The following is a 22,206-nucleotide window of genomic DNA, read 5'->3' on the forward strand; positions in this document are numbered from 1 at the left end:
TCCACAATCCTGCCCAGGACAACCCTGGCTAACGTACCGCAGCCTCAACGCCCGTGGCGGCTCAACCACTGGCCCGCCAACTGGCGAGCCCTGGCATCCACGGTAAATACCGCGTCGAGGTCATCGAGGGAGACCACGGCCTCGAGGTTCAAGACTTCCTCGATGATACTCGCGATCTCGAGGTAACGGACACGCCCATCGAGAAACGCTGCAACCGCCACTTCGTTAGCGGCATTAAGCATGGCCGGCGCGCTGTCGCCCACCTCTGCCGCCTGCCGCGCCAGGCGCAGGCAGGGAAAGCGCTGTTCATCGGGCGCCTGGAAATCCAGGCGCGCGATCGCGAACAGGTCCAGCGGCGCCACTCCCGAATCAATCCGCTCCGGCCAGGCCAACGCGTTGGCGATCGGCGTGCGCATGTCCGGGTTGCCCAACTGGGCCAGCACCGAACCATCGATGTAGTCGACGAGGGAGTGGATCACGCTTTGCGGGTGGATCACCACTTCTACCTGCGACGGCTTGGCGTCGAACAGCCAGCAGGCCTCGATCAACTCCAACCCTTTGTTCATCATGCTGGCTGAATCCACGGATATCTTGCGCCCCATGGACCAGTTCGGATGAGCGCAGGCCTGCTCGGGTGAAACATGCACCAATTCTTCCAGCGGTGTCTGCCGGAACGGACCACCGGACGCCGTCAGAAGAATCCTCCGGACGCCCACTGCCTCCAAGCCACGGGAAAAGTCCTGCGGCATGCATTGGAAAATCGCGTTGTGTTCGCTGTCGATCGGCAACAGTACCGAGCCGCTTTTGCGCACCGCTTGCATGAACAGCGCGCCAGACATCACCAGCGCCTCTTTATTGGCCAGCAGAATTTTCTTGCCAGCCTCCACCGCCGCCAAGGTCGGGCGCAGCCCCGCCGCACCCACGATCGCCGCCATCACGGCGTCGACTTCCGGATCGGAGGCCACCTGGCAAAGACCCTCTTCCCCCACAAGCACCCGGGTTTGTAGCCCCGCGGCCCGCAGGTCGTCTTGCAGCGCGCTCGCCACGCCAGCCTCGGGCACTACGGCAAACCGTGGCGCGTGGCGAATGCACAGCGCCAGCAACTCGCTCAAGCGCGTGAAACCACTGAGGGCGAACACCTGGTAGCGCTCAGGGTGCCGGCCAATGACGTCCAGCGTGCTGAGGCCGATCGAACCCGTAGCGCCCAGCACAGTGATCTGCTGTGCACGACTCACGACGCGGCCATCCAGAGCAGAACGGCGAAGACAGGAATCGCGGCAGTCAGGCTGTCGATACGATCCAGTACGCCGCCGTGACCCGGCAGCAGGTTACTGCTGTCCTTGATCCCGGACTGGCGCTTGAACATGCTTTCGGTCAAGTCGCCGACCACCGAGACAAACACGATGAGGGCCGCGCCGAACAACCCCATCAACAGTTGCGCGACGGTCCAGTCTCGCACGAAGCCGACCACCGCCGTGATGACCAGGCTCAAGGCAAGGCCGCCATAGACGCCTTCCCAGCTCTTGCCAGGACTGACCTTTGGCGCCAGCTTGCGCTTGCCGAAGGCACGGCCAGAAAAATAGGCTCCGACATCGGCGCCCCACACCAGCACCATCACCGCCATGATCTGCCAGTTGCCCAGAGGCCCCTGCTTGATCCAGATCAGCCCTTGCCAGGCCGGCAACAGGATCAGCAGCCCTATCACCAGCTTGGTCGCGGCATTGGACCAATGGTGCGTGGTACGCGGATAGGTCAAGACCAGGAACGTCGCGGTTGCCCACCAGAGCACCGCCGCTCCCAGTACCCAGGGCGCGATACCAGGCACCACATACATGATGAACAACATGGCCGCTACCGCCGCCGCGTAGGTCACGCGCGCCGATTGAGCGGCAAAACCCGCCAGCCGCGCCCATTCCCAAGCGCCCAACGTCACGACCAGGCCGATGAACAGGGCGAAGCCCGCACCTTCCAATAGGAAAAAACCACCCAACGCGATGGGCAACAGGATCAAGGCTGTGATGATTCGTTGTTTTAGCATTAAACCCGGGCTCCAGCTTCGATCTGCTCGCTCGTTTTACCGAAACGACGCTGACGGGAAGCGAAATCGGCCAACGCGGTGCGCATGGCTTCGTGTTTGAAGTCCGGCCAGAACAGGTCGGAGAAGTACAGCTCGGCGTAAGCCAGCTGCCACAGCAGGAAATTGCTGATGCGGTGTTCGCCACCGGTGCGGATGCACAAGTCCGGCAGCGGCAGGTCGCCGGTCGCCAGGCACGTTTGCAACAGGTCGGCAGTGATGTCCTCTGGCCGCAAATGACCGGCCTGAACCTCCCGCGCCAGCCGCTGGGCGGCCTGGGCAATATCCCATTGGCCGCCATAATTGGCGGCGATTTGCAGGACAAACCGATCGGCGCCAGCCGTGGCTGACTCAGCCTCGCGCATTGCCGCCTGCAGCTCAGGATGAAAACGTGAACGATCGCCGATGATCCGCAAGCTGATCTTGTTTTCGTCCAGGCGCTTGGCTTCACGTCGCAAGGCCTTGAGGAACAGGTCCATCAAGGCACTGACCTCATCGGCCGGACGCTGCCAGTTCTCGCTGGAGAAGGCGAACAGGGTGAGCACCTCGACGCCGGCCTCGGCACACACCTCGATGACTGCACGGACCGCATCAACCCCGGCTTTATGCCCGGCGACGCCGGGCATAAAGCGTTTCTTGGCCCAGCGGTTATTGCCGTCCATGATGATCGCCACGTGGCGCGGCACCGCGAACGGCACGGCCTGCTTGGTCTTATCCATTAAAACGAGACCCTTATACGGCCATCAGGTCTTTTTCTTTCTCGTCCGTGGCCTTGGTGATCTGGGCCTCGGATTCTTTGGTCAGCTTATCGATATCAGCGATGGCACGACGCTCTTCGTCTTCACTGATTTCCTTATCCTTGACCAGCTTCTTCAGCTCACCCAACGCGTCACGACGGATGTTGCGCACGGCAACACGCGCGTCTTCCGCAGCGCTACGGGCCTGTTTGGTAAAGCCTTTGCGCGTTTCCTCGGTGAGAGCCGGCATCGGGATCAGCAGCAGCTCACCCAGGTTAGTTGGGTTGAGGTTCAGACCGGCGCTCTGGATCGCCTTGTCTACAGCAGCGAGCATGTTGCGCTCAAAAGCCACGACCTGCAGGGTGCGCGAATCTTTCACGGTGACGTTGGCAACGCTGCTCAGCGGTGTGTCAGTGCCGTAGTAAGGCACCATGACGCTGCCGAGGATGCTCGGGTGAGCCTTGCCGGTACGAATCTGACCGAATGCGTGGCTCAGGGAGTCCAAGGATTTCTTCATGCGCTCTTCAGCGTCTTTCTTGATTTCGTTGATCATTGCTTGCCTTCCTCGATCAGTGTTCCTTCGGCGCCGCCATGGACGATATTCAGCAGGGCACCGGGTTTGTTCATGTTGAAAACGCGCAGCGGCATCTTGTGGTCGCGGCACAGGCAGATAGCTGTCAGATCCATTACACCCAGCTTGCGATCCAGCACTTCATCGTAGGTCAGATGATCGAACTTCTCGGCATGCGGGTCTTTGAACGGGTCAGCGGTGTACACGCCATCTACCTTGGTTGCCTTGAGCACGACATCGGCATCGATTTCGATCGCTCGCAGGCACGCGGCCGAATCCGTGGTGAAGAACGGATTACCGGTACCGGCGGCAAAGATCACCACTTCCTTGGAGTTGAGGTGGCGCATGGCCTTGCGGCGATCGTAGTGATCGGTCACGCCAACCATGGAAATGGCCGACATCACGATGGCCGAGATATTGGCACGCTCCAGCGCGTCGCGCATAGCCAGAGCGTTCATCACAGTGGCCAGCATGCCCATGTGGTCGCCCGTGACCCGATCCATGCCCGCCGCGCTCAGCGCAGCACCACGGAACAGGTTGCCACCGCCGATGACCAGGCCGACCTGTACGCCGATCCCGACCAACTGGCCAACTTCCAGGGCCATGCGGTCCAGCACTTTCGGATCGATCCCGAACTCTTCCGAGCCCATCAGGGCCTCGCCGCTAAGCTTGAGTAGAATGCGTTTATAGCGAGCCTGATAACCACTGCCCTGCTGAGCCATTGCGAATCTCTCCTGCGGCGTATTTTCTCAAAAAATTCTTAACGGGCTGTTTGCAGCCTCGTTCACTCTAGCTTGACGCTGACACAGCGCCATCGGAACACGGCTTTGTAAGCCAGTTCCGACAGGAAACCAATATAAATCGGCATCCTCATCCAAAAAGAGGCTGCGCGCGTGAGCGGGCAGCCTCTTCTGGGCGACAGTCGTTGAACCGTCTTATTGCTTGCTGGCAGCAGCTACCTGGGCAGCAACTTCTTCAGCGAAGTTGTCGACCGGCTTCTCGATGCCTTCGCCTACTTTGAAGTAGGTGAACGAAACGATTTCAGCGCCGGCTTTCTTAGCAAGGTCGCCGACCTTGATTTCCGGGTTCTTGACGAACGCCTGCTCAACCAGGCTGGCTTCGGCCAGGAATTTGGAAATACGGCCGCTGACCATTTTTTCAGCGATTTCAGCAGGCTTGCCTTTCAGCTTCTCTTCGTTCAGCTGCAGGAAAACACCCTTCTCGCGCTCGATCGCTTCAGCCGAAACGTCCGAAGGCAGCAGGAACTCAGGGTTGGTTGCAGCCACGTGCATGGCGATGTCTTTCGCCAGCTCGGTATCGCCGCCCTTCAGGACAACTGCAACACCGATCTTGTTGCCGTGCAGGTAGGTACCAACCACATCACCTTCAACGCGAACCAGGCGACGGATGTTGACGTTTTCGCCGGTCTTGCCAACCAGGACCAGGCGGGCTTCTTCCTGAGCTTCGATCAGCGGAGCTGCGTCGGTCAGTTTGTCAGCGAAAGCTTTTTCGACGCTGGCAGCGACGAATGCCTTGAAGTCATCCTGCAGAGCCAGGAAGTCGGTCTGGGAGTTGACTTCCAGCAGAACGGCGGCTTTACCGTCGTCCTTGATGGCGATGGCGCCTTCAGCGGCAACGTTGCCAGCTTTCTTGGCAGCCTTGATGGCGCCCGAAGCGCGCATGTCATCAATGGCTTTCTCGATGTCGCCGCCAGCCTTGGTCAAGGCTTTCTTGCAATCCATCATGCCTTCGCCGGTACGCTCGCGCAGTTCTTTGACCAACGCTGCAGTAATCTCTGCCATTTCAAAATCCTCTTGGATAGGTTTTCAACCATTCCACCCGACCGAACGGGCGATCAATTCTTCCTGGAAAAACCACTGTTTATAGATCGCTGCAGGTTACAAACAGGTAGCTGCGCTTGCGACAAGTGGTTTTCGAGGTGGCAAAAAGGGGGCCAAGCCCCCTTTTTGCTTACTGAGTCAACGCCAGGGCGTCAATTACTCAGCGGCTGCCGCCGGAGCTTCTTCAGCGAAGACTTCGGTGCCGCCATTAACGTTGTTGCGACCACGGATAACAGCGTCAGCCATCGAACCCATGTACAGCTGGATGGCGCGGATGGCGTCATCGTTGCCTGGGATGATGTAGTCAACGCCTTCCGGGCTGCTGTTGGTATCGACAACGCCGATGACCGGGATACCCAGCTTGTTGGCTTCGGTGATCGCGATGCGCTCGTGGTCAACGTCGATCACGAACAGTGCGTCAGGCAGACCGCCCATGTCCTTGATACCGCCCAGGGAGCGGTCCAGCTTCTCAAGATCGCGAGTGCGCATCAGCGCTTCTTTCTTGGTCAGCTTGGCGAAAGTACCGTCTTCGGACTGGACTTCAAGGTCACGCAGACGCTTGATGGAAGCGCGGATGGTCTTGAAGTTGGTCAGCATGCCGCCCAACCAGCGGTGATCGACGTACGGCGAACCGCAACGTGCTGCTTCTTCAGCAACGATCTTGCCGGCGGAACGCTTGGTGCCGACGAACAGAATCTTGTTTTTGCCCTGGGCCAGGCGCTCTACGAAGGTCAGTGCTTCGTTGAACATCGGCAGGGTTTTTTCAAGGTTGATGATGTGGATCTTGTTGCGCGCGCCGAAAATGTACTTGCCCATTTTCGGGTTCCAGTAACGGGTCTGGTGGCCGAAGTGCACACCGGCCTTCAGCATATCGCGCATGTTGACTTGGGACATGATAGTTCCTTGATAAGTCGGGTTTGGCCTCCACGTATCCCAATGACCAACCAGCGGCGGTGAAAGCCGAAGGCACCCAGGTCATCGTGTCGACACGTGTGTGGATTTAAGCTTACGGGGTCATCCCCGGAAAGCGGCGCATTTTATACCACAGCAAGGGCGAAAACGGAACACGGATTCTGAAATCCCGGTGAAGCCCCCTTCCCACAGCCCTTTCATGGGCCATGGATGCACACCCCTATAGAGAGAAGCGATGCATGTGGACGGGGATTTGCGCTGATCGTCTGTTAGAATCGCCTCTTTCAGGGCCGCATGGATCATCATCCGCCGCCCATTTCGTTTTGAACAGCGCCGTCGGGCGCAGAGAGAGCCTGTATGACCGTTACCCTCAAGACTCCCGAGGACATCGCTAAAATGCGTGTCGCCGGCAAACTCGCCGCCGAAGTGCTGGAAATGATCGCCGACTACGTCAAGCCGGGCGTTACCACTGAAGAGCTGGACCGCATCTGCCACGACTATATCGTCAACGAGCAGAAAGCCATCCCTGCCCCGCTCAACTATAAAGGCTTTCCGAAGTCGATCTGTACCTCGATCAACCATGTGGTCTGCCATGGCATCCCCAATGAGAAACCATTGAAGGACGGCGATACCCTGAACATCGACGTCACTGTCATCAAGGATGGCTACCATGGCGATACCAGCCGGATGTTCCATGTCGGCAACGTACCGGAGTGGGCCGAACGCCTGTCCAAGGTCACCCAGGAATGCATGTACATGGCCATCGAACTGGTGAAACCGGGCTGCCGCCTGGGCGACATCGGCGAAGTGATCCAGAAGCACGCGCAGAAGAACGGTTTCTCGGTGGTGCGCGAGTTCTGCGGCCACGGCATCGGCAAGGTGTTCCATGAAGAACCGCAAATCCTGCATTACGGCCGCGCCGGCACCGGCATGGAACTGCAGGCGGGCATGACCTTCACCATCGAGCCGATGATCAACCAGGGCCGCGCCGACACCAAGGTACTGGGCGACGGCTGGACCGCCATCACCAAGGACCGCAAGTTGTCGGCCCAATGGGAGCACACGCTGCTCGTCACCGAGACCGGCTACGAAATCTTTACCCTGCGCAGCGATGACACCATCGCGCGTGTTTCCGCCTGACCCGTACCCAGCCTATAGATATAGATAGAAAGGAAAGTCATTCGATGCCGCAGGTGGACCCCGAACTCTTCGACCGCGGCCAGTTCCAGGCTGAACTGGCCCTGAAGGCAAGCCCCATTTCGGCGTTCAAGAAGGCGATCCGCCAGGCCCACGAAGTGCTCGACCAGCGCTTTCGCAGTGGCCGCGATATCCGCCGGTTGATCGAAGACCGCGCCTGGTTCGTCGACAACATCCTGCAAAAGGCCTGGGACCAGTTCAACTGGAGCGAGGATGCCGACATCGCGCTGGTGGCGGTGGGCGGCTACGGGCGTGGCGAACTGCACCCCTATTCCGACATTGATCTGCTGATCCTTTTGGATAGCGCGGACCACGAGATTTTCCGCGATTCCATCGAGCGCTTCCTGACGCTGCTGTGGGACATTGGCCTGGAAGTCGGCCAAAGCGTGCGTTCTGTGCAGGAATGCGCCGACGAGGCCCGCGCCGACCTGACGGTGATCACCAACCTGATGGAAAGCCGCACCATCGCCGGCCCCGAGCGCCTGCGCCAGCGCATGCTGGATGTGACCAGCACCGCGCACATGTGGCCCAGCAAAGACTTTTTCCTGGCCAAGCATGCCGAGCAGAAGGCCCGGCACCACAAGTACAACGACACCGAATACAACCTGGAGCCCAACGTCAAGGGCTCGCCCGGCGGGCTGCGTGACATCCAGACGATCCTGTGGGTCGCCCGCCGTCAGTACGGCACGCTGAACCTGCGAGCCCTGGCCGGCGAAGGTTTCCTGGTGGAAAGCGAGAACGCCTTGCTGGCATCGTCCCAGGAATTCTTATGGAAGGTCCGCTACGCCCTGCACATGCTCGCTGGACGCTCCGAGGACCGCTTGCTGTTCGATCATCAGCGCTCCATTGCCGGCCTGCTGGGTTTCGAAGGACAGGATGCCAAGCAATCCATCGAAAACTTCATGCAGCAGTACTACCGTGTCGTGATGAGCATCGCCCAGCTCAGCGAACTGATCATCCAGCACTTCGAAGAGGTCATCCTCGCCCCCGAGGACGAGGAGCCGCCGCAGCCGATCAACTCGCGCTTCCAACTGCACGACGGCTACATCGAAGCGCGCAATGCCAATGTGTTCCGCCGCACCCCGTTCGCCATGCTCGAGGTTTTCGTGCTCATGGCCCAGCAACCGGAAATCAAGGGCGTGCGCGCCGATACCATTCGCCTGCTGCGGGAAAACCGGCATCTGATCGACGATGATTTCCGCCACGATATCCGCAACACCAGCCTGTTCATCGAACTGTTCAAGTGCAAGATCGGCGTGCACCGCAACCTGCGACGCATGAACCGCTACGGGATCCTGGGGCGCTACCTGCCGGAATTCGGCTACATCGTCGGGCAGATGCAACACGACCTGTTCCACATCTACACGGTCGACGCCCACACCCTGAACCTGATCAAGCATCTGCGTAAGCTGCAGTACACCCAGGTGTCGGAGAAATTTCCGCTGGCCAGCAAGCTCATGGCCAAGCTGCCCAAGCCCGAGCTGATCTACATGGCGGGGCTGTATCACGACATCGGCAAGGGCCGCCAGGGCGACCATTCCGAGATTGGCGCGGTGGATGCCGAGGCTTTTTGCCAGCGGCACCAACTGCCAACTTGGGACAGCCGGCTGATCGTCTGGCTGGTGCAGAACCACCTGGTGATGTCCACCACCGCCCAGCGCAAGGACCTGTCCGACCCGCAGGTGATCCATGACTTCGCCCAGGCCGTTGGCGACGAAACCCGCCTGGATTACCTCTACGTGCTGACCGTTGCCGACATCAACGCCACCAACCCGACCCTGTGGAATTCCTGGCGCGCCAGCCTGTTGCGCCAGCTCTACACCGAGACCAAGCGCGCCTTGCGCCGTGGCCTGGAAAACCCCGTGGACCGCGAAGAGCAGATCCGCCGCACCCAAAGCGCGGCCCTGGATATCCTGGTGCGCGGGGGCACTGATCCGGACGACGTCGAGCAGCTCTGGTCGCAATTGGGTGATGATTATTTCCTGCGCCATACCGCCGGCGACGTGGCCTGGCACAGCGACGCGATCCTGCAGCAACCGGCCGATGGCGGGCCGCTGGTGTTGATCAAGGAAACCACCCAGCGCGAGTTCGAGGGCGGCACGCAGATCTTCATCTATGCGCCGGACCAGCACGACTTCTTCGCGGTGACGGTGGCGGCGATGGACCAGCTCAATCTCAACATCCATGACGCTCGGGTCATTACGTCCACCAGCCAGTTCACCCTCGACACCTATATCGTGCTCGACACTGACGGCGACTCTATTGGCGACAACCCGGCGCGGGTCAAGCAGATTCGCGACGGACTCACCGACGCCCTACGCAACCCGGCGGACTACCCGACCATCATCCAGCGACGCGTGCCCCGCCAGCTCAAGCATTTTGCCTTTGCACCACAAGTGACGATCCACAACGACGCCCAGCGTCAGGTCACGGTGTTGGAGCTCAGCGCACCGGATCGCCCGGGCCTGCTGGCGCGAGTCGGCCATATTTTCCTGGAATTCGACCTGTCGCTGCAGAACGCCAAGATCGCCACGCTCGGCGAGCGGGTGGAAGACGTTTTCTTCATCACCGACGCCCACAACCAGCCGTTGTCCGATCCGCAGCTTTGCAGCCGCTTGCAGGAAGCGATCGTCCAGCACTTGAGCGTCAACCAGGAACCCGATGCTCACCTGACTCGCATTAGCATCTGAACGAACACCACTCCCTGTGGGAGCGCGCTTGCTCGCGATGGCCGCGGAACATCCAAGCCGATGTTGCCTGATCCACCGCTGTCGCGAGCAAGCTCGCTCCCACAAAGGATCGCGCCCACATTGAACGAGGCCCCCGATGAACAACGCTTTGAACCAGCTCCAGCCGTACCCGTTCGAAAAACTCCGCGCCCTGCTCGGCAGCGTCACGCCGAACCCGGACAAGCGCCCGATCGCGTTGTCCATCGGCGAGCCCAAGCATCGCTCGCCAAGCTTCGTGGCCGAGGCGCTGGCCAGCAATCTGGAAAAAATGGCGGTGTACCCGACCACACTCGGCATCCCGGAACTGCGTGAAGCCATCACCGGCTGGTGCGAGCGCCGCTTCAACGTGCCGAACGGCTGGCTCGACCCGGCGCGCCACGTGCTGCCGGTCAATGGCACCCGCGAAGCCCTGTTCGCCTTCACCCAGACCGTGGTCAACCGTGGCGACAACGCCTTGGTGGTGAGCCCGAATCCGTTCTACCAGATCTACGAAGGCGCGGCGTTCCTGGCCGGGGCCAAGCCGCATTACCTGCCGTGCCTGGACACGAACGGTTTCAATCCGGATTTCGATGCCGTCTCGCCAGACGTCTGGAAACGTTGCCAGATCCTGTTCCTGTGCTCCCCCGGCAACCCGACTGGCGCGCTGATCCCGGTGGATGTGCTGAAGAAACTCATCGCCCTGGCGGATGAATATGACTTCGTTATCGCCTCGGACGAGTGCTACAGCGAACTCTACTTCGACGAACAAACCCCACCGCCAGGCCTACTCACCGCCTGCGTCGAACTGGGCCGCAAGGACTTCAAGCGTTGCGTGGTGTTCCACAGCCTCTCCAAGCGCTCCAACCTGCCCGGCCTGCGCTCCGGTTTCGTGGGCGGCGACGCCGATATCCTCAAGGGCTTTTTGCTGTACCGCACCTATCATGGCTGCGCGATGCCGGTTCAGACCCAACTGGCGAGCATCGCCGCGTGGAACGACGAAGAGCACGTGCGAGCCAACCGCGCCCTGTACCGGGAAAAATTCGACGCCGTGCTGGAAATCCTCAGTCCGGTGCTGGACGTACAACGCCCCGATGGCAGCTTCTACCTGTGGCCGAACGTAGCGGGCGATGATGCCGCCTTCTGCCGCGACTTGTTCGAACAGGAACACGTAACCGTCGTGCCAGGCTCGTACCTGTCCCGCGATGTGGACGGCGTCAACCCAGGCGCCGGCCGCGTGCGCATGGCCCTGGTTGCGCCATTGGCCGAATGCGTGGAAGCGGCGGAGCGGATCCGAGCGTTTATCCAGCGCCGGGGTTGATGGCTGTATCGCGCTGAAGCGGACCGCTGTTGTGGCGAGGGAGCTTGCTCCCGCTGGGCTGCGTAGCAGCCCAAAGCAGTCAACTCAATCTGCCTGACATACCGCGCTGCCCGGTTTCAGGGCCGCTTCGCGCTGGAGCGCCAGCCCGGCCCAGCGGGAGCAAGCTCCCTCGCCACAGGGGTTTGATGTAGACCTCATATTTGTTGACACCACATACGCTGTGGGAGCGAGCCTGCTCGCGAAGAGGCCGGCACTTATTACATCAAGTCCGAAGCCCTACCCGATCCAGGCACTTGTTCGCCAACAACATCCCCAACTCAATCATCTGCGCCACCCCCAACGCTACATGCCGTCGCGAGCCGTCCAGGTCAAACGTCAGGTTGCTGAGTACTGCATAGGCCGAGGCCAGGAGATGCCCGCAATCGCAGGATTCTGTAGACATTGACAGTAGCAACCGGACTTGTGAAATGCACCTATTTCGGTACACTCCCATTCATGGTTGATATTGCCCCCATACTGAACGTACGTTTCTTCCGCACCGACGCCGGGAATGAGCCTGTTCGCGAATGGCTGACTGATCTGCCTCGCGAGCATAGACGGATGATCGGGACTGACATCAAAACCGTTCAGATTGGTTGGCCTATAGGTATGCCGGTGGTTCGCAAGCTGGACACTGGGCTATGGGAGGTCAGGATTGACCTTGGAGATACCATCGCCCGCGTTCTCTTCACTGTGGTGGGCTCTGACATGGTTCTGCTCCACGCTTTCATAAAGAAAAGTCAAAAAACGCCAACCACCGACATGGCAACCGCCAAGCAACGCAAAGCAAGACTATGAGGCACAGCAAATGAACAAACACATCGGATCTGATTTTGACGACTTCCTCGCCGAGCAAGGTATCGCCGAAGAAGTTTCCGCAGCTGCGCTCAAACGCGTTATTGCCTGGCAGATTGCCGAAGCAATGAAGCTTCAGAAAGTGACCAAAAAGGCCTTGGCACAGCGGATGCACACCAGTCGCACTGCTGTTGATCGTGCGCTGGATCAGAACGATGCGGGGATGACGCTGGCAACACTTGCCAGCGCAGCGCGTGCGTTGGGTCAGAGGGTGGAAGTACGGCTGGTGCCTGAGCAGGAAGAAACCCACGCATAACAGCTGTTGTGGCGAGGGAGCTTGCTCCCGCTGGGCTGCGTAGCAGCCCCAAAGCAGTCAACTCAATCTGCCTGACATACCGCGCTGCCCGGTTTCAGGGCTGCTTCGCGCTGGAGCGCCAGCCCGGCCCAGCGGGAGCAAGCTCCCTCGCCACAGGGGTTTGATGTAGACCTCATATTTGTTGACACCACATACCCTGTGGGAGCGAGCCTGCTCGCGATGAGGCCGGCACTTATTACATCAAGTCCGAAGCTCTACCCGATCTAGGCACTTGTTCGCCAACAACATCCCCAACTCAATCATCTGCGCCACCCCCAACGCTACATGCCGTCGCGAGCCGTCCTGATCGAAGGCAAGATCATTGAGCATCGCATTGGCCGAAGCCAGGGTTTCGCTGAGGTTGGCCAGCAACACTTCGGTGTCGATACCGTCAGCCACCGTGAATAACTGCACTGAGGGCTTGGGCTCTGACTTGCTGTCGTCATCAGGCTTGAGATATTGATCCAGCACACGGTCAGCTGCTTCTTGCAGTTTTTCGGGGGCGTAATCGCCGTAGGGGAAAGTGGAGGCTGGCTTTGGAGGATTAGGCGTATCTTTGATCATGTTATTGCTCCTAGAGAATTGGGAGCCGCCACCGAGTCTTCTCACGGACCGGAGGGTGGCAGCCGTACGCGGGGTGAGAATCCGAGTCCCTAGAAGCCCGGCCATGCCGAAGCATGCCCGCGCACAGCCGCCATAACATAATGCGCAGACGAAAAGCGCCTGCACTTTATATGGTCGACGCCTGCGCGCCTAGAGGAGTTCGGATTCTCACGTCCGGTCGCTGAACTGGCAGCAACACCCAGAGGCTAGAGCCCTCGCTTCCGACGGACAACCTTAAAAACTTGTCGGAAACTTCGGTGCGTCTGACAGACCACAAGCGCTTGCTCAGACAAGAAAAGAAATAAAACGCACCTCATCGAAGCAAGCCCTTGATTTTACGGGTTTAACACCGCAAAAAAACTCATGCAGCCTGTTTCAAGAATCAAGCTCGCTTGAATTCGCTGATATCAGTAGCCATGATCGCCCCCGTCACCGGCGAACGCTGGCAGGAGTCTGGGTCCCTCTCCGGGTTGACCCAGCCACGCAGAAGGGGCAGAGCAAGCTCAACTGCGTGTCGATTGAAGCCGCCTTCGGGCGGCTTTGCTTTTTATGAGGTCTGGCTAGCTGCACATGCCGCCTTGCTTGTCTATGCCGAGCCCGACGAAGTGATCGCCGTGGGCAGAAAGAATTTCGCCACCTCACCGGCATCGATTCGTGCAGCAAGCGTTCCGTCGATATGGACAGCGACATAGCAGTCGCGCCCCAGGAACCCCGTGTCTCAAGTCACGACTACGGTTCCGTATGTCTCTTTCGGCTTTGAGGAGAAAGCAAGGATCAGTCTTTCGGAACCGGCTTCGCTTCGCCTGGAGAAACTGGCGACGTAGAACACCCCGCCAGCAAAGCAATAGCTACCGCGCCTACGAACAATCTCATGGCGTCCCCTGTGGAAGATGGGCCCAAGATATCGGAAACAGAGTGCCCGGCAGAACTGCAAGCTGTTGCTTGTGAATGCTTGCAAAAGTCCCACCACGGGACTACATTCTCACCCATGAGAATTATCGCCATCAGTCACCTGAAAGCCTTCTGGGAGAAATACCCAGATTCCGAACAGCAGCTTAAGGCTTGGCTTGACGATGCCAAAAAAGCCACTTGGACCAACCCTAACGACATCAAGGCGCAATACGGTAACGCAAGCATTCTCAAGAGTCGCCGCGTGGTATTCAACATCAAGGGTAACGACTACCGCCTGGTGGTCGCCATTGCCTACCGCTTCGGCGCTGTGTACATCAAGTTTGTCGGCACTCATCGTCGGTACGATGAGATCGACGTAAACACCGTGGAAATGGAGTAATCACCATGAACATTCGCCCAATCCGCACCGATGACGAATACCGGATAGCTCTCAAAGAGATCTCTCCCCTGTTTGAGAATGAGCCTGAACCTGGCACCCCGGAAGGCGATGCTTTCGAAGTCATGATCACTCTGATCGAGGCCTACGAAACCAAGAACTTCCCGGTTGATCTGCCTGACCCAATTGAAGCCATCAAGTTTCGCATGGAGCAATCCGGACTCACCGCGGCCGATCTGGCTCCCGCTATCGGAAAAACGAACCGCGTATACGAGGTGCTCAACCGTAAACGCTCGTTAACTCTGCCCATGATCTGGAAGCTTCACGATATGTTCGGCATTCCAGCAGAAAGCCTGATAAAGCCAGTAAAAGCTGCCTGATACTAGCCCGGGCAGTCCGGGCTTTTTTATGTCTTCCAGAAACGACAAGCCCACATCTGCGGGCTTTGTCGTTAGGGTAAGGATCAGAAAATGGATGTGATCTCGATGGTCGCAAATTGTTGATCTTCTGGATCCCTCTCGGCGTTGACCCAGCCAGGCAGACGGGTCGGAATAAGCTTAACTGCAATGCCAGCTACACATATCCGGCAACAGCTTGCAGTTGAAGTGCCATATTGACCGCCTAACATCAGCTTGGCCGTTACACCTATGTCGCAGCCCTGCCCTGTGGAATGAGCCTGTGGGAGCAAAGCTTGCTCGCGATGAACGATGACACAGTGTTGCAGTTGAACCGTGTCGCCTGTATCGCGAGCAAGCTTTGCTCCCACAAGCTCGCTCCCACAGGTTTTGGTGTACATCAACCTGGGCCGCCGCGAAACCGTCCGGTCATGGCATAATCCTTCACCTTTTATTTCCGGCACCTGCAAAGGGGGCAGTTCCTTGACCGATTCAAGCAAAACGTTGCACCTTTTCGGCATCAAAGCCTGTGACACGATGAAAAAGGCGCGCACCTGGCTCGATGATCACGCTGTGCATTACGATTTTCATGACTACAAGACCGCCGGCATCGACCGTGAGCACCTGACTCAATGGTGCGACGAGCATGGCTGGCAAGTGGTGTTGAACCGCGCCGGTACGACCTTTCGCAAACTCGACGACGAACGCAAAGCCGATCTCGACCAGACGAAAGCCATCGAACTGATGCTCGCCCAACCCTCGATGATCAAGCGCCCGGTGCTCGACCTCGGTGACCGTACCCTGATTGGCTTCAAGCCAGATATCTACGCGGCAGAAATCAAGTAAGCCTGCCCAGTCCATTTTGTAGAGGTAATTTCATGTCCACTACCCTGTTCAGCCTGGCCTTCGGCGTCGGCACCCAAAATCGTGAAGGCGCCTGGCTGGAAGTGTTCTACGCACAGCCATTACTCAACCCGTCGGCCGAGATCGTGGCAGCCGTCGCGCCGATCCTTGGCTACAGCGAAGGCAACCAGGCCATCACTTTCACCACCGCTCAGGCCTCGCAACTGGCCGAGGCACTTCGCAGCGTCGACGCCGCGCAAGCCAAGCTGTTGACTCGCCTGGCTGAAAGCCACAAGCCGCTGGTCGCCACCCTGTTGGCCGAGGATGCCCAGCTGAGCTCCACCCCTGAGGCTTACCTGAAGCTGCACCTGTTGTCCCATCGTCTGGTCAAGCCTCACGGCCTGAACCTGGCCGGTATCTTCCCGCTGCTGCCAAACGTGGCATGGACCAGCCAGGGCGCGATCGACCTGGCCGAACTGGCCGAGCACCAGCTCGAAGCCCGCTTGCGTGGCGAGTTGCTGGAAGTGTTCTCGGTGGATAAATTCCCGAAAATGACCGACTACGTGGTCCCGGCCGGCGTGCGTATCGCCGACGCCGCGCGCCTGCGCCTGGGCGCCTATGTGGGCGAAGGCACCACGGTCATGCACGAAGGTTTCGTCAATTTCAACGCCGGCACCGAAGGCCCGGGCATGATCGAAGGCCGTGTTTCGGCGGGCGTGTTCGTCGGCAAGGGCTCGGACCTGGGTGGCGGCTGCTCGACCATGGGTACTCTCTCGGGCGGCGGCAACATTGTGATCAAGGTCGGCGAAGGCTGCCTGATCGGCGCCAACGCCGGCATCGGTATCCCGCTGGGCGACCGCAACACCGTGGAGTCGGGCCTGTACGTGACCGCCGGCACCAAAGTCGCCCTGCTGGATGAGAACAACCAGCTGGTCAAAGTGGTCAAGGCCCGCGATCTGGCTGGCCAGCCGGACCTGTTGTTCCGCCGTAACTCCGAGACCGGCGCGGTGGAATGCAAGACCCACAAGTCGGCCATCGAGCTCAACGAAGCATTGCACGCGCACAACTAAGCTTCACACCATCACCTGTGGGAGCAGATTTGCTCCCACAGGGTCCGGCGTAACTCCAGCAGGGCCCGCAAGCATGTTGATTCAATCCCCCTGGCGTGCCGATTTCCCGGCCATCGCCGCCCTGCAACGGCAAGGCCAGACCTACCTGGACAACGCCGCCACCACGCAAAAACCCCAAGCTTTGCTCGACGCTCTGGCGCATTACTACGCCAACGGCGCGGCCAACGTGCACCGGGCGCAACATCTGCCCGGAGCCCTGGCCACCCAGGCATTCGAAGACAGTCGCCTCAAGGTCTCACAATGGCTCAACGCGGGTGACTGCGGGCAAATCGTATTCACCCACGGCGCCACTTCGGCGTTGAACCTGCTCGCCTACGGGCTGGAACACCTGTTCAACCCAGGCGATGAAATTGTCGTCAGCGCCCTGGAGCATCACGCCAACCTGTTGCCCTGGCAGCAACTGGCCGAGCGCCGCGCGTTGACACTGGTGGTACTGCCACTGGACGCCGACGGCGTTATCGACAGCGCTGCGGCCGCCGAGCTTATCGGTCCTCGCACGCGCCTGTTGGCGGTGAGCCAATTGTCCAACGTGCTTGGCACTTGGCAGCCGTTGCCGGCATTGCTGGCGATGGCCAAGGCGCAGGGTGCGCTGACGGTCATCGATGGCGCCCAAGGCGTCGTCCATGGTCGTCATGATGTGGAGACCTTGGGCTGCGACTTCTATGTGTTTTCCAGTCACAAGCTGTACGGCCCGGAAGGCTTGGGCGTGCTGTTTGGCCGCACCGCAGCGCTTGGCCAACTGCGTCACTGGCAGTTTGGCGGCGAAATGGTGCAGCAGGCCGATTACCACAGCGCCACCTTCCGCCCGGCGCCACTGGGTTTCGAAGCCGGGACGCCGCCTATCGCCAGTGTGATCGGCCTGGGAGCGACCCTCGATTACCTGTCCGGCCTCGACGGGCAGGCGGTCATCGATCATGAAACTGCCCTGCATGACTATCTGCTTCACGGCCTGCAGGCGCGCAACGGCGTGCGCCTGGTGGGCGAGCCGCAACTGGCCCTCGTCAGTTTTGTGGTCGACGGCATCCACAATGCCGACCTGGCGCACCTGCTGACCGAGCAAGGCATCGCCGTGCGCGCCGGGCATCACTGCGCAATGCCGCTGTTCAGGCATCTGAAGCTGTCCGGGGCGATTCGGGTGTCGCTGGCGCTGTACAACGACTCCGCCGATCTCGAACGTTTTTTCGAGGCCCTGGACCAGGCCTTGGAGATGCTGCGATGAACCTGCCTGCCGATGCGGTCGCCGCGCTGCAAGTTTTTCAGGACGCCTCCGGTTGGGAACAGCGGGCCCGCCTGCTGATGCAATGGGGCGATCGCCTGGCGCCATTGAGCGATGCAGACAAGTGCGACGCCAACCTTGTCCACGGCTGTGAGAGCCAGGTGTGGTTGGTGGGGCAGTTGCGCGATGGCCACTGGCAGTTCTCCGCCAACAGCGATGCGAGATTGATCCGTGGCTTGGTGGCGTTGTTGCTCGCGCGGGTCAATGGCTTATCCGCTGACGAGTTACAGCAGGTTGATTTGCCGGATTGGTTCAATCAGTTGGGGTTATCGCGGCAGCTATCGCCGTCGCGCAGCAATGGATTGAATGCGGTGTTGAAGCGCATGCGCGAACTGACGCAATAACCTGTGGCGAGGGAGCTTGCTCCCGCTTGAGCGCGAAGCGCTCACATTAATGGGTCTGCTGCGCAGCCCAGCGGGAGCAAGCTCCCTCGCCACAGGTCATCACTCCCTTAGTCAACTGCGCTGCATCACTCCCCGGGTTTGACCCTGTCCGCCGGCCGCCGCACGCCCGCGACAATCTTATCCACAGCCTTGGTCGCCGCGACCATGCCGAACGTCGCCGTGACCATCATCACCGCGCCGAACCCGCCGGCGCAGTCGAGCTTGACGCCGTCTCCGACAAAACTCTTCTGCAAGCAAATGCTGCCATCCGGTTTCGGGTAGCGCAGTTGTTCGGTGGAGAACACGCACGGCACGCTGTAGTGGCGGGTCACGGTGCGGGAGAAGCCGTAGTCGCGGCGCAAGGTCGAGCGCACCTTGGAGGCCAGCGGGTCATTGAAGGTGCGGTTCAAGTCACAGACCTGGATCAGCGTCGGGTCGATCTGCCCGCCCGCGCCGCCGGTGGTGATGATCTGGATCTTGCGGCGCTTGCACCAGGCGATGAGCGCGGCCTTGGCATTGACGCTGTCGATGCAGTCGATCACGCAGTCGATGTTCGGCGTGATGTACTCGGCCATGGTGTCGCGGGTGACGAAGTCCGCGACTGCATGCACGGTGCAATCGGGGTTGATGCCGCGCAGCCGCTCGGCCATCACCTCGACCTTGGGCTTGCCGACGGTGCTATCCAGGGCGTGTAGTTGGCGGTTTGCGTTGCTGACGCAGACGTCGTCCAAGTCGAACAGCGAAATCTCGCCCACGCCACAACGGGCAATGGCTTCCGCCGCCCAGGATCCGACGCCGCCAACACCGACAATTGCCACATGGGCCGCCCGCAGGCGCTCCAGGCCTTCGATGCCATACAAACGGGCGATGCCGGCAAACCGTGGATCTTCTGTACTCATGACCGTTACCCCAAAAACCGGCGCGCATTATAGGGCTTTGCCGTGGCAATTCGAGCTGTTCGCGAATTGAATCCCACCAATTTCCCCTTGCTCGCGATGGCGTCAATCCAGTCAATAGAGTATCGACTGATCCACCGCCATCGCGAGCAGGCTCGCTCCCACAGGATTTGTGTTCCAACCGACCAGCACCAGGGGCCCATGAGAGTCGTTTTGCTATAAGATAACCGCCATTTTGCGCGAGCCAGCCTGCTCCCGCACTAGCCTTGCGTCCACATTATTCCCGGAGCTTCCATGACGGCCCACGCCGACCTTTCGCCAACCCTGCAACTCGCCATCGACCTGATCCGCCGTCCGTCCGTGACGCCGTTGGATGCCGATTGCCAGAAAATCATGATGCAGCGCCTGGGCGACGCCGGTTTTAAGCTGGAGCCGATGCGCATCGAGGATGTGGATAACTTCTGGGCCAGCCATGGCAAGCAGGACGGCCCGGTGCTGTGCTTCGCCGGCCACACCGATGTGGTGCCGACCGGTCCGGTGCAGGCGTGGCAGCTCGACCCGTTCAATGCGGTCATCGACGAACACGGCATGCTCTGCGGCCGCGGCGCGGCGGACATGAAAGGCAGCCTGGCGGCGATGGTTGTGGCGGCCGAGCGGTTTGTCGCCGACTACCCGGACCACAAGGGCTCGCTGACTTTCCTGATCACCAGCGATGAAGAAGGCCCGGCCCACCACGGCACCAAAGCCGTGGTCGAACGCCTCAAGGCCCGCCAGGAGCGCCTGGACTGGTGCATCGTCGGCGAGCCGTCGAGTACCACGCTGGTGGGCGATGTGGTCAAGAACGGCCGTCGCGGCTCCCTCGGCGCGAAACTCACCGTACGCGGCAAACAGGGTCACGTGGCTTATCCACACCTGGCGAAGAACCCGATCCACCTGGCCGCGCCGGCCCTGGCCGAACTCGCCGCCGAGCACTGGGACCATGGCAACGATTTCTTCCCACCGACCAGCTTCCAGATCTCCAACCTGAACTCTGGCACCGGCGCGACCAACGTGATCCCCGGCGATCTGGAAGCGGTGTTCAACTTCCGCTTCTCCACTGAATCCACCGTCGAGGGCCTGCAACAGCGCGTCGCCGATATCCTCGACAAGCATCAGCTGGACTGGCACATCGACTGGGCTTTGTCCGGCCTGCCATTCCTCACCGAGCCGGGTGCCCTGCTGGACGCCGTGTCGTCGAGCATCAAGGACGTGACAGGCCGCGAGACGAAAGCTTCCACCAGCGGCGGCACGTCCGACGGTCGCTTCATCGCCACCATGGGCACGCAAGTGGTGGAGCTGGGGCCGGTCAACGCGACTATCCACCAGGTCAACGAACGCGTGTTGGCGGCCGATCTCGACGTCCTCACCGAGATCTACTACAAGACGCTGATCAAGTTGCTCGCCTGATGCTCGCCTGTCCGATCTGCAGTGAACCGCTGAACGCGGTGGACAACGGCGTGGTGTGCCCCGCCGGGCATCGGTTCGACCGTGCGCGGCAGGGTTACCTGAACCTGTTGCCGGTGCAGCACAAGAACAGCCGCGACCCCGGCGACAACCAGGCGATGGTCGAAGCTCGCCGCGACTTTCTCAATGCCGGGCACTACGCCCCGGTCGCCCGGCGCCTGGCCGAATTGGCCGCTGAACGGGCACCTGGGCGTTGGCTCGACATCGGTTGTGGTGAGGGCTACTACACCGCGCAAATCGCCGATGCCCTGCCCAACGCCGATGGCTATGCCCTCGACATCTCCCGCGAAGCGGTCAAGCGCGCCTGCAAGCGCAACCCGCGGCTTACCTGGTTGATCGCCAGCATGGCCCGGGTGCCGCTGGCGGATGGCTGCTGCCAGTTCCTCGCGAGTGTGTTCAGCCCGTTGGATTGGCAAGAGGCCAAGCGCTTGCTCAGCCCCGGCGGCGGCCTGATGAAAGTCGGCCCTACCGCCGGCCACCTGATGGAATTGCGCGAGCGCCTGTACGACGAAGTGCGCGAGTACACGGACGACAAGCACCTGGCCTTGGTGCCGCCCGGCATGGCGCTGGATCACAGCGAAACCCTGGAATTCAAGCTGACGCTCGACAGCGGCCAGGACCGCGCCAATCTGCTGGCGATGACGCCCCACGGCTGGCGCGCCAGCGCCGAGCGCCGCGCCAACGTGATCGAACAGGCCGAGCCGTTCGAAGTCACGGTGTCGATGCGCTACGATTATTTCATTGTTCAATAATTAACCTTTGGCCCCTGGCAATCGCTTGGGGCCAGCTAAATCCGCGAATGGATTTTTCAAGACCACAGTGAGGACATCCATGCGCCAACCCGATATCGAGATTTACCTGAAGGACGCCGACGTTGACCACAAGGCCATCGCCCACTGGCTAGGCGAGGCCCTGGGCCCATGCAGCGACTGGGTACAGAAAGGCCAGACCTACAAGTGCAAGGCTGGCCACATTCCGGTGACCTGGCTGCCCAAGGCCGTAGGAAAATGGAACAGCCTCTATCTGGAAAGTGACCAGACCCCGTGGGAAGACGACATTGCCTGCGCCCGCGCCGCCTTCGCCGCGCTGAACGTCGAAGTGCGCTGCGCGCCCGGCTCCTGGGTGGAAGAAGAAGGGGAAGAATCGGCGGACCGCTGGATCCGCATCAGCGCCGATGGGGAAGAAGAGATTACCTGGAAAACGGCGTGATTTAGCGCCCAGCGCTGATCTAATGTGGGAGCGAGCCTGCTCGCGAAAGCGGTGTGACAGTTAATGAGTCATTGTCTGATACACAGCTTTCGCGAGCAGGCTCGCTCCCACAGGGTTTTGTGTTGCCGGTGAA

The 22,206-nt window shown here is 60.2% G+C and carries 25 protein-coding genes; 14 read left to right on the plus strand and 11 right to left on the minus strand.

Annotated features, from left to right (window positions below):
- Window positions 1–44: 44 nt before the first annotated feature.
- The 7 genes from ispC to rpsB form a co-directional block, all read right to left on the minus strand.
- Complete coding sequence (ispC, locus tag J3P76_RS19955; RefSeq protein WP_434701169.1) at window positions 45–1,235, minus strand: 1-deoxy-D-xylulose-5-phosphate reductoisomerase; 1,191 nt, start codon at window positions 1,233–1,235, stop codon at window positions 45–47.
- Window positions 1,232–2,038, minus strand: coding sequence for a phosphatidate cytidylyltransferase (locus tag J3P76_RS19960; RefSeq protein ID WP_434650099.1), 807 nt, complete (start codon window positions 2,036–2,038; stop codon window positions 1,232–1,234). The genes ispC and J3P76_RS19960 overlap by 4 nt, the downstream gene beginning before the upstream one ends.
- A complete protein-coding gene (gene uppS, locus J3P76_RS19965) occupies window positions 2,038–2,793 on the minus strand; it encodes a polyprenyl diphosphate synthase (protein WP_434562533.1) in 756 nt (251 codons plus the stop codon). Before uppS ends, J3P76_RS19960 begins: the two co-directional genes overlap by 1 nt.
- A gap of 13 nt (window positions 2,794–2,806) precedes the next feature.
- The gene (gene frr / locus J3P76_RS19970) at window positions 2,807–3,364 is read right to left on the minus strand and encodes a ribosome recycling factor (protein ID WP_420764236.1); all 558 of its coding nucleotides are present in this window, start codon (window positions 3,362–3,364) and stop codon (window positions 2,807–2,809) included.
- The gene (pyrH, locus tag J3P76_RS19975) at window positions 3,361–4,104 is read right to left on the minus strand and encodes a UMP kinase (RefSeq protein WP_039591983.1); all 744 of its coding nucleotides are present in this window, start codon (window positions 4,102–4,104) and stop codon (window positions 3,361–3,363) included. The genes frr and pyrH overlap by 4 nt, the downstream gene beginning before the upstream one ends.
- 213 nt (window positions 4,105–4,317) lie before the next feature.
- Window positions 4,318–5,184, minus strand: a complete 867-nt coding sequence (gene tsf, locus J3P76_RS19980) for a translation elongation factor Ts (protein ID WP_072387961.1) — start codon at window positions 5,182–5,184, stop codon at window positions 4,318–4,320.
- A gap of 195 nt (window positions 5,185–5,379) precedes the next feature.
- Window positions 5,380–6,117 (minus strand): 30S ribosomal protein S2, encoded by a 738-nt coding sequence (gene rpsB / locus J3P76_RS19985; RefSeq protein WP_003198231.1) that lies wholly within the window; start codon window positions 6,115–6,117, stop codon window positions 5,380–5,382.
- 375 nt (window positions 6,118–6,492) lie between these two features.
- On the opposite strand from rpsB, the gene map reads away from it, so the two are divergent.
- The 3 genes from map to dapC all read left to right on the plus strand — a co-directional run bounded on the left by map (window position 6,493) and on the right by dapC (window position 11,358).
- On the plus strand, window positions 6,493–7,275 hold the full coding sequence (gene map, locus J3P76_RS19990; RefSeq protein ID WP_186705495.1) for a type I methionyl aminopeptidase: 783 nt from the start codon (window positions 6,493–6,495) through the stop codon (window positions 7,273–7,275).
- 44 nt (window positions 7,276–7,319) lie between these two features.
- Window positions 7,320–10,022, plus strand: a complete 2,703-nt coding sequence (locus tag J3P76_RS19995; RefSeq protein ID WP_434609823.1) for a [protein-PII] uridylyltransferase — start codon at window positions 7,320–7,322, stop codon at window positions 10,020–10,022.
- A gap of 136 nt (window positions 10,023–10,158) precedes the next feature.
- Window positions 10,159–11,358: a succinyldiaminopimelate transaminase gene (gene dapC, locus J3P76_RS20000; protein WP_434609821.1), complete on the plus strand. Its 1,200-nt coding sequence runs from the start codon at window positions 10,159–10,161 to the stop codon at window positions 11,356–11,358.
- Window positions 11,359–11,620: 262 nt separating this feature from the next.
- Here the strand turns inward: dapC and J3P76_RS20005 are convergent, their stop codons facing one another.
- Complete coding sequence (locus J3P76_RS20005; protein WP_434609819.1) at window positions 11,621–11,851, minus strand: DUF6124 family protein; 231 nt, start codon at window positions 11,849–11,851, stop codon at window positions 11,621–11,623.
- A 2-nt stretch (window positions 11,852–11,853) separates the two neighbouring features.
- Here J3P76_RS20005 and J3P76_RS20010 point away from each other — a divergent pair, with 2 nt between their 5' ends.
- Entirely contained in the window at window positions 11,854–12,195 is a 342-nt protein-coding gene (locus J3P76_RS20010) for a type II toxin-antitoxin system RelE/ParE family toxin (RefSeq protein ID WP_028237030.1), read from the plus strand.
- A 10-nt stretch (window positions 12,196–12,205) separates the two neighbouring features.
- Complete coding sequence (locus tag J3P76_RS20015) at window positions 12,206–12,508, plus strand: Fis family transcriptional regulator (protein ID WP_420764233.1); 303 nt, start codon at window positions 12,206–12,208, stop codon at window positions 12,506–12,508.
- 240 nt (window positions 12,509–12,748) lie between these two features.
- Here the strand turns inward: J3P76_RS20015 and J3P76_RS20020 are convergent, their stop codons facing one another.
- On the minus strand, window positions 12,749–13,111 hold the full coding sequence (locus J3P76_RS20020; RefSeq protein WP_434609816.1) for a DUF6124 family protein: 363 nt from the start codon (window positions 13,109–13,111) through the stop codon (window positions 12,749–12,751).
- 1,027 nt (window positions 13,112–14,138) lie between these two features.
- Here J3P76_RS20020 and J3P76_RS20025 point away from each other — a divergent pair.
- Complete coding sequence (locus tag J3P76_RS20025; protein WP_434609814.1) at window positions 14,139–14,441, plus strand: type II toxin-antitoxin system HigB family toxin; 303 nt, start codon at window positions 14,139–14,141, stop codon at window positions 14,439–14,441.
- 5 nt (window positions 14,442–14,446) lie between these two features.
- Window positions 14,447–14,818 (plus strand): helix-turn-helix domain-containing protein, encoded by a 372-nt coding sequence (locus J3P76_RS20030; protein ID WP_434609812.1) that lies wholly within the window; start codon window positions 14,447–14,449, stop codon window positions 14,816–14,818.
- A gap of 83 nt (window positions 14,819–14,901) precedes the next feature.
- Here J3P76_RS20030 and J3P76_RS20035 read toward each other — a convergent pair whose 3' ends face one another.
- Entirely contained in the window at window positions 14,902–15,333 is a 432-nt protein-coding gene (locus J3P76_RS20035) for a hypothetical protein (protein WP_434609810.1), read from the minus strand.
- A gap of 37 nt (window positions 15,334–15,370) precedes the next feature.
- On the opposite strand from J3P76_RS20035, the gene J3P76_RS20040 reads away from it, so the two are divergent.
- From J3P76_RS20040 to J3P76_RS20055, 4 genes are all read left to right on the plus strand, one after another.
- Complete coding sequence (locus tag J3P76_RS20040; RefSeq protein ID WP_238349422.1) at window positions 15,371–15,679, plus strand: arsenate reductase; 309 nt, start codon at window positions 15,371–15,373, stop codon at window positions 15,677–15,679.
- Window positions 15,680–15,711: 32 nt separating this feature from the next.
- Window positions 15,712–16,746, plus strand: a complete 1,035-nt coding sequence (gene dapD / locus J3P76_RS20045; RefSeq protein ID WP_420764230.1) for a 2,3,4,5-tetrahydropyridine-2,6-dicarboxylate N-succinyltransferase — start codon at window positions 15,712–15,714, stop codon at window positions 16,744–16,746.
- A gap of 73 nt (window positions 16,747–16,819) precedes the next feature.
- On the plus strand, window positions 16,820–18,025 hold the full coding sequence (locus tag J3P76_RS20050) for an aminotransferase class V-fold PLP-dependent enzyme (RefSeq protein WP_434609807.1): 1,206 nt from the start codon (window positions 16,820–16,822) through the stop codon (window positions 18,023–18,025).
- Window positions 18,022–18,426 carry a SufE family protein gene (locus J3P76_RS20055; RefSeq protein WP_434562523.1) on the plus strand — a complete coding sequence of 135 codons (405 nt, stop codon included), beginning with the start codon at window positions 18,022–18,024 and terminating at the stop codon, window positions 18,424–18,426. The genes J3P76_RS20050 and J3P76_RS20055 overlap by 4 nt, the downstream gene beginning before the upstream one ends.
- A 125-nt stretch (window positions 18,427–18,551) precedes the next feature.
- Here J3P76_RS20055 and tcdA read toward each other — a convergent pair whose 3' ends face one another.
- Window positions 18,552–19,364 carry a tRNA cyclic N6-threonylcarbamoyladenosine(37) synthase TcdA gene (gene tcdA, locus J3P76_RS20060; RefSeq protein ID WP_053182857.1) on the minus strand — a complete coding sequence of 271 codons (813 nt, stop codon included), beginning with the start codon at window positions 19,362–19,364 and terminating at the stop codon, window positions 18,552–18,554.
- Window positions 19,365–19,655: 291 nt separating this feature from the next.
- Here tcdA and dapE point away from each other — a divergent pair, with 291 nt between their 5' ends.
- The 3 genes from dapE to J3P76_RS20075 all read left to right on the plus strand — a co-directional run bounded on the left by dapE (window position 19,656) and on the right by J3P76_RS20075 (window position 22,073).
- On the plus strand, window positions 19,656–20,807 hold the full coding sequence (gene dapE, locus J3P76_RS20065; protein ID WP_434562521.1) for a succinyl-diaminopimelate desuccinylase: 1,152 nt from the start codon (window positions 19,656–19,658) through the stop codon (window positions 20,805–20,807).
- Window positions 20,807–21,616: a putative RNA methyltransferase gene (locus tag J3P76_RS20070; protein WP_434562519.1), complete on the plus strand. Its 810-nt coding sequence runs from the start codon at window positions 20,807–20,809 to the stop codon at window positions 21,614–21,616. Before dapE ends, J3P76_RS20070 begins: the two co-directional genes overlap by 1 nt.
- 79 nt (window positions 21,617–21,695) lie before the next feature.
- Window positions 21,696–22,073: a hypothetical protein gene (locus J3P76_RS20075; protein ID WP_420764225.1), complete on the plus strand. Its 378-nt coding sequence runs from the start codon at window positions 21,696–21,698 to the stop codon at window positions 22,071–22,073.
- Window positions 22,074–22,206 lie beyond the last annotated feature (133 nt).

Source organism: Pseudomonas sp. D1-36 (assembly GCF_051132205.1).
GTDB lineage: Bacteria > Pseudomonadota > Gammaproteobacteria > Pseudomonadales > Pseudomonadaceae > Aquipseudomonas.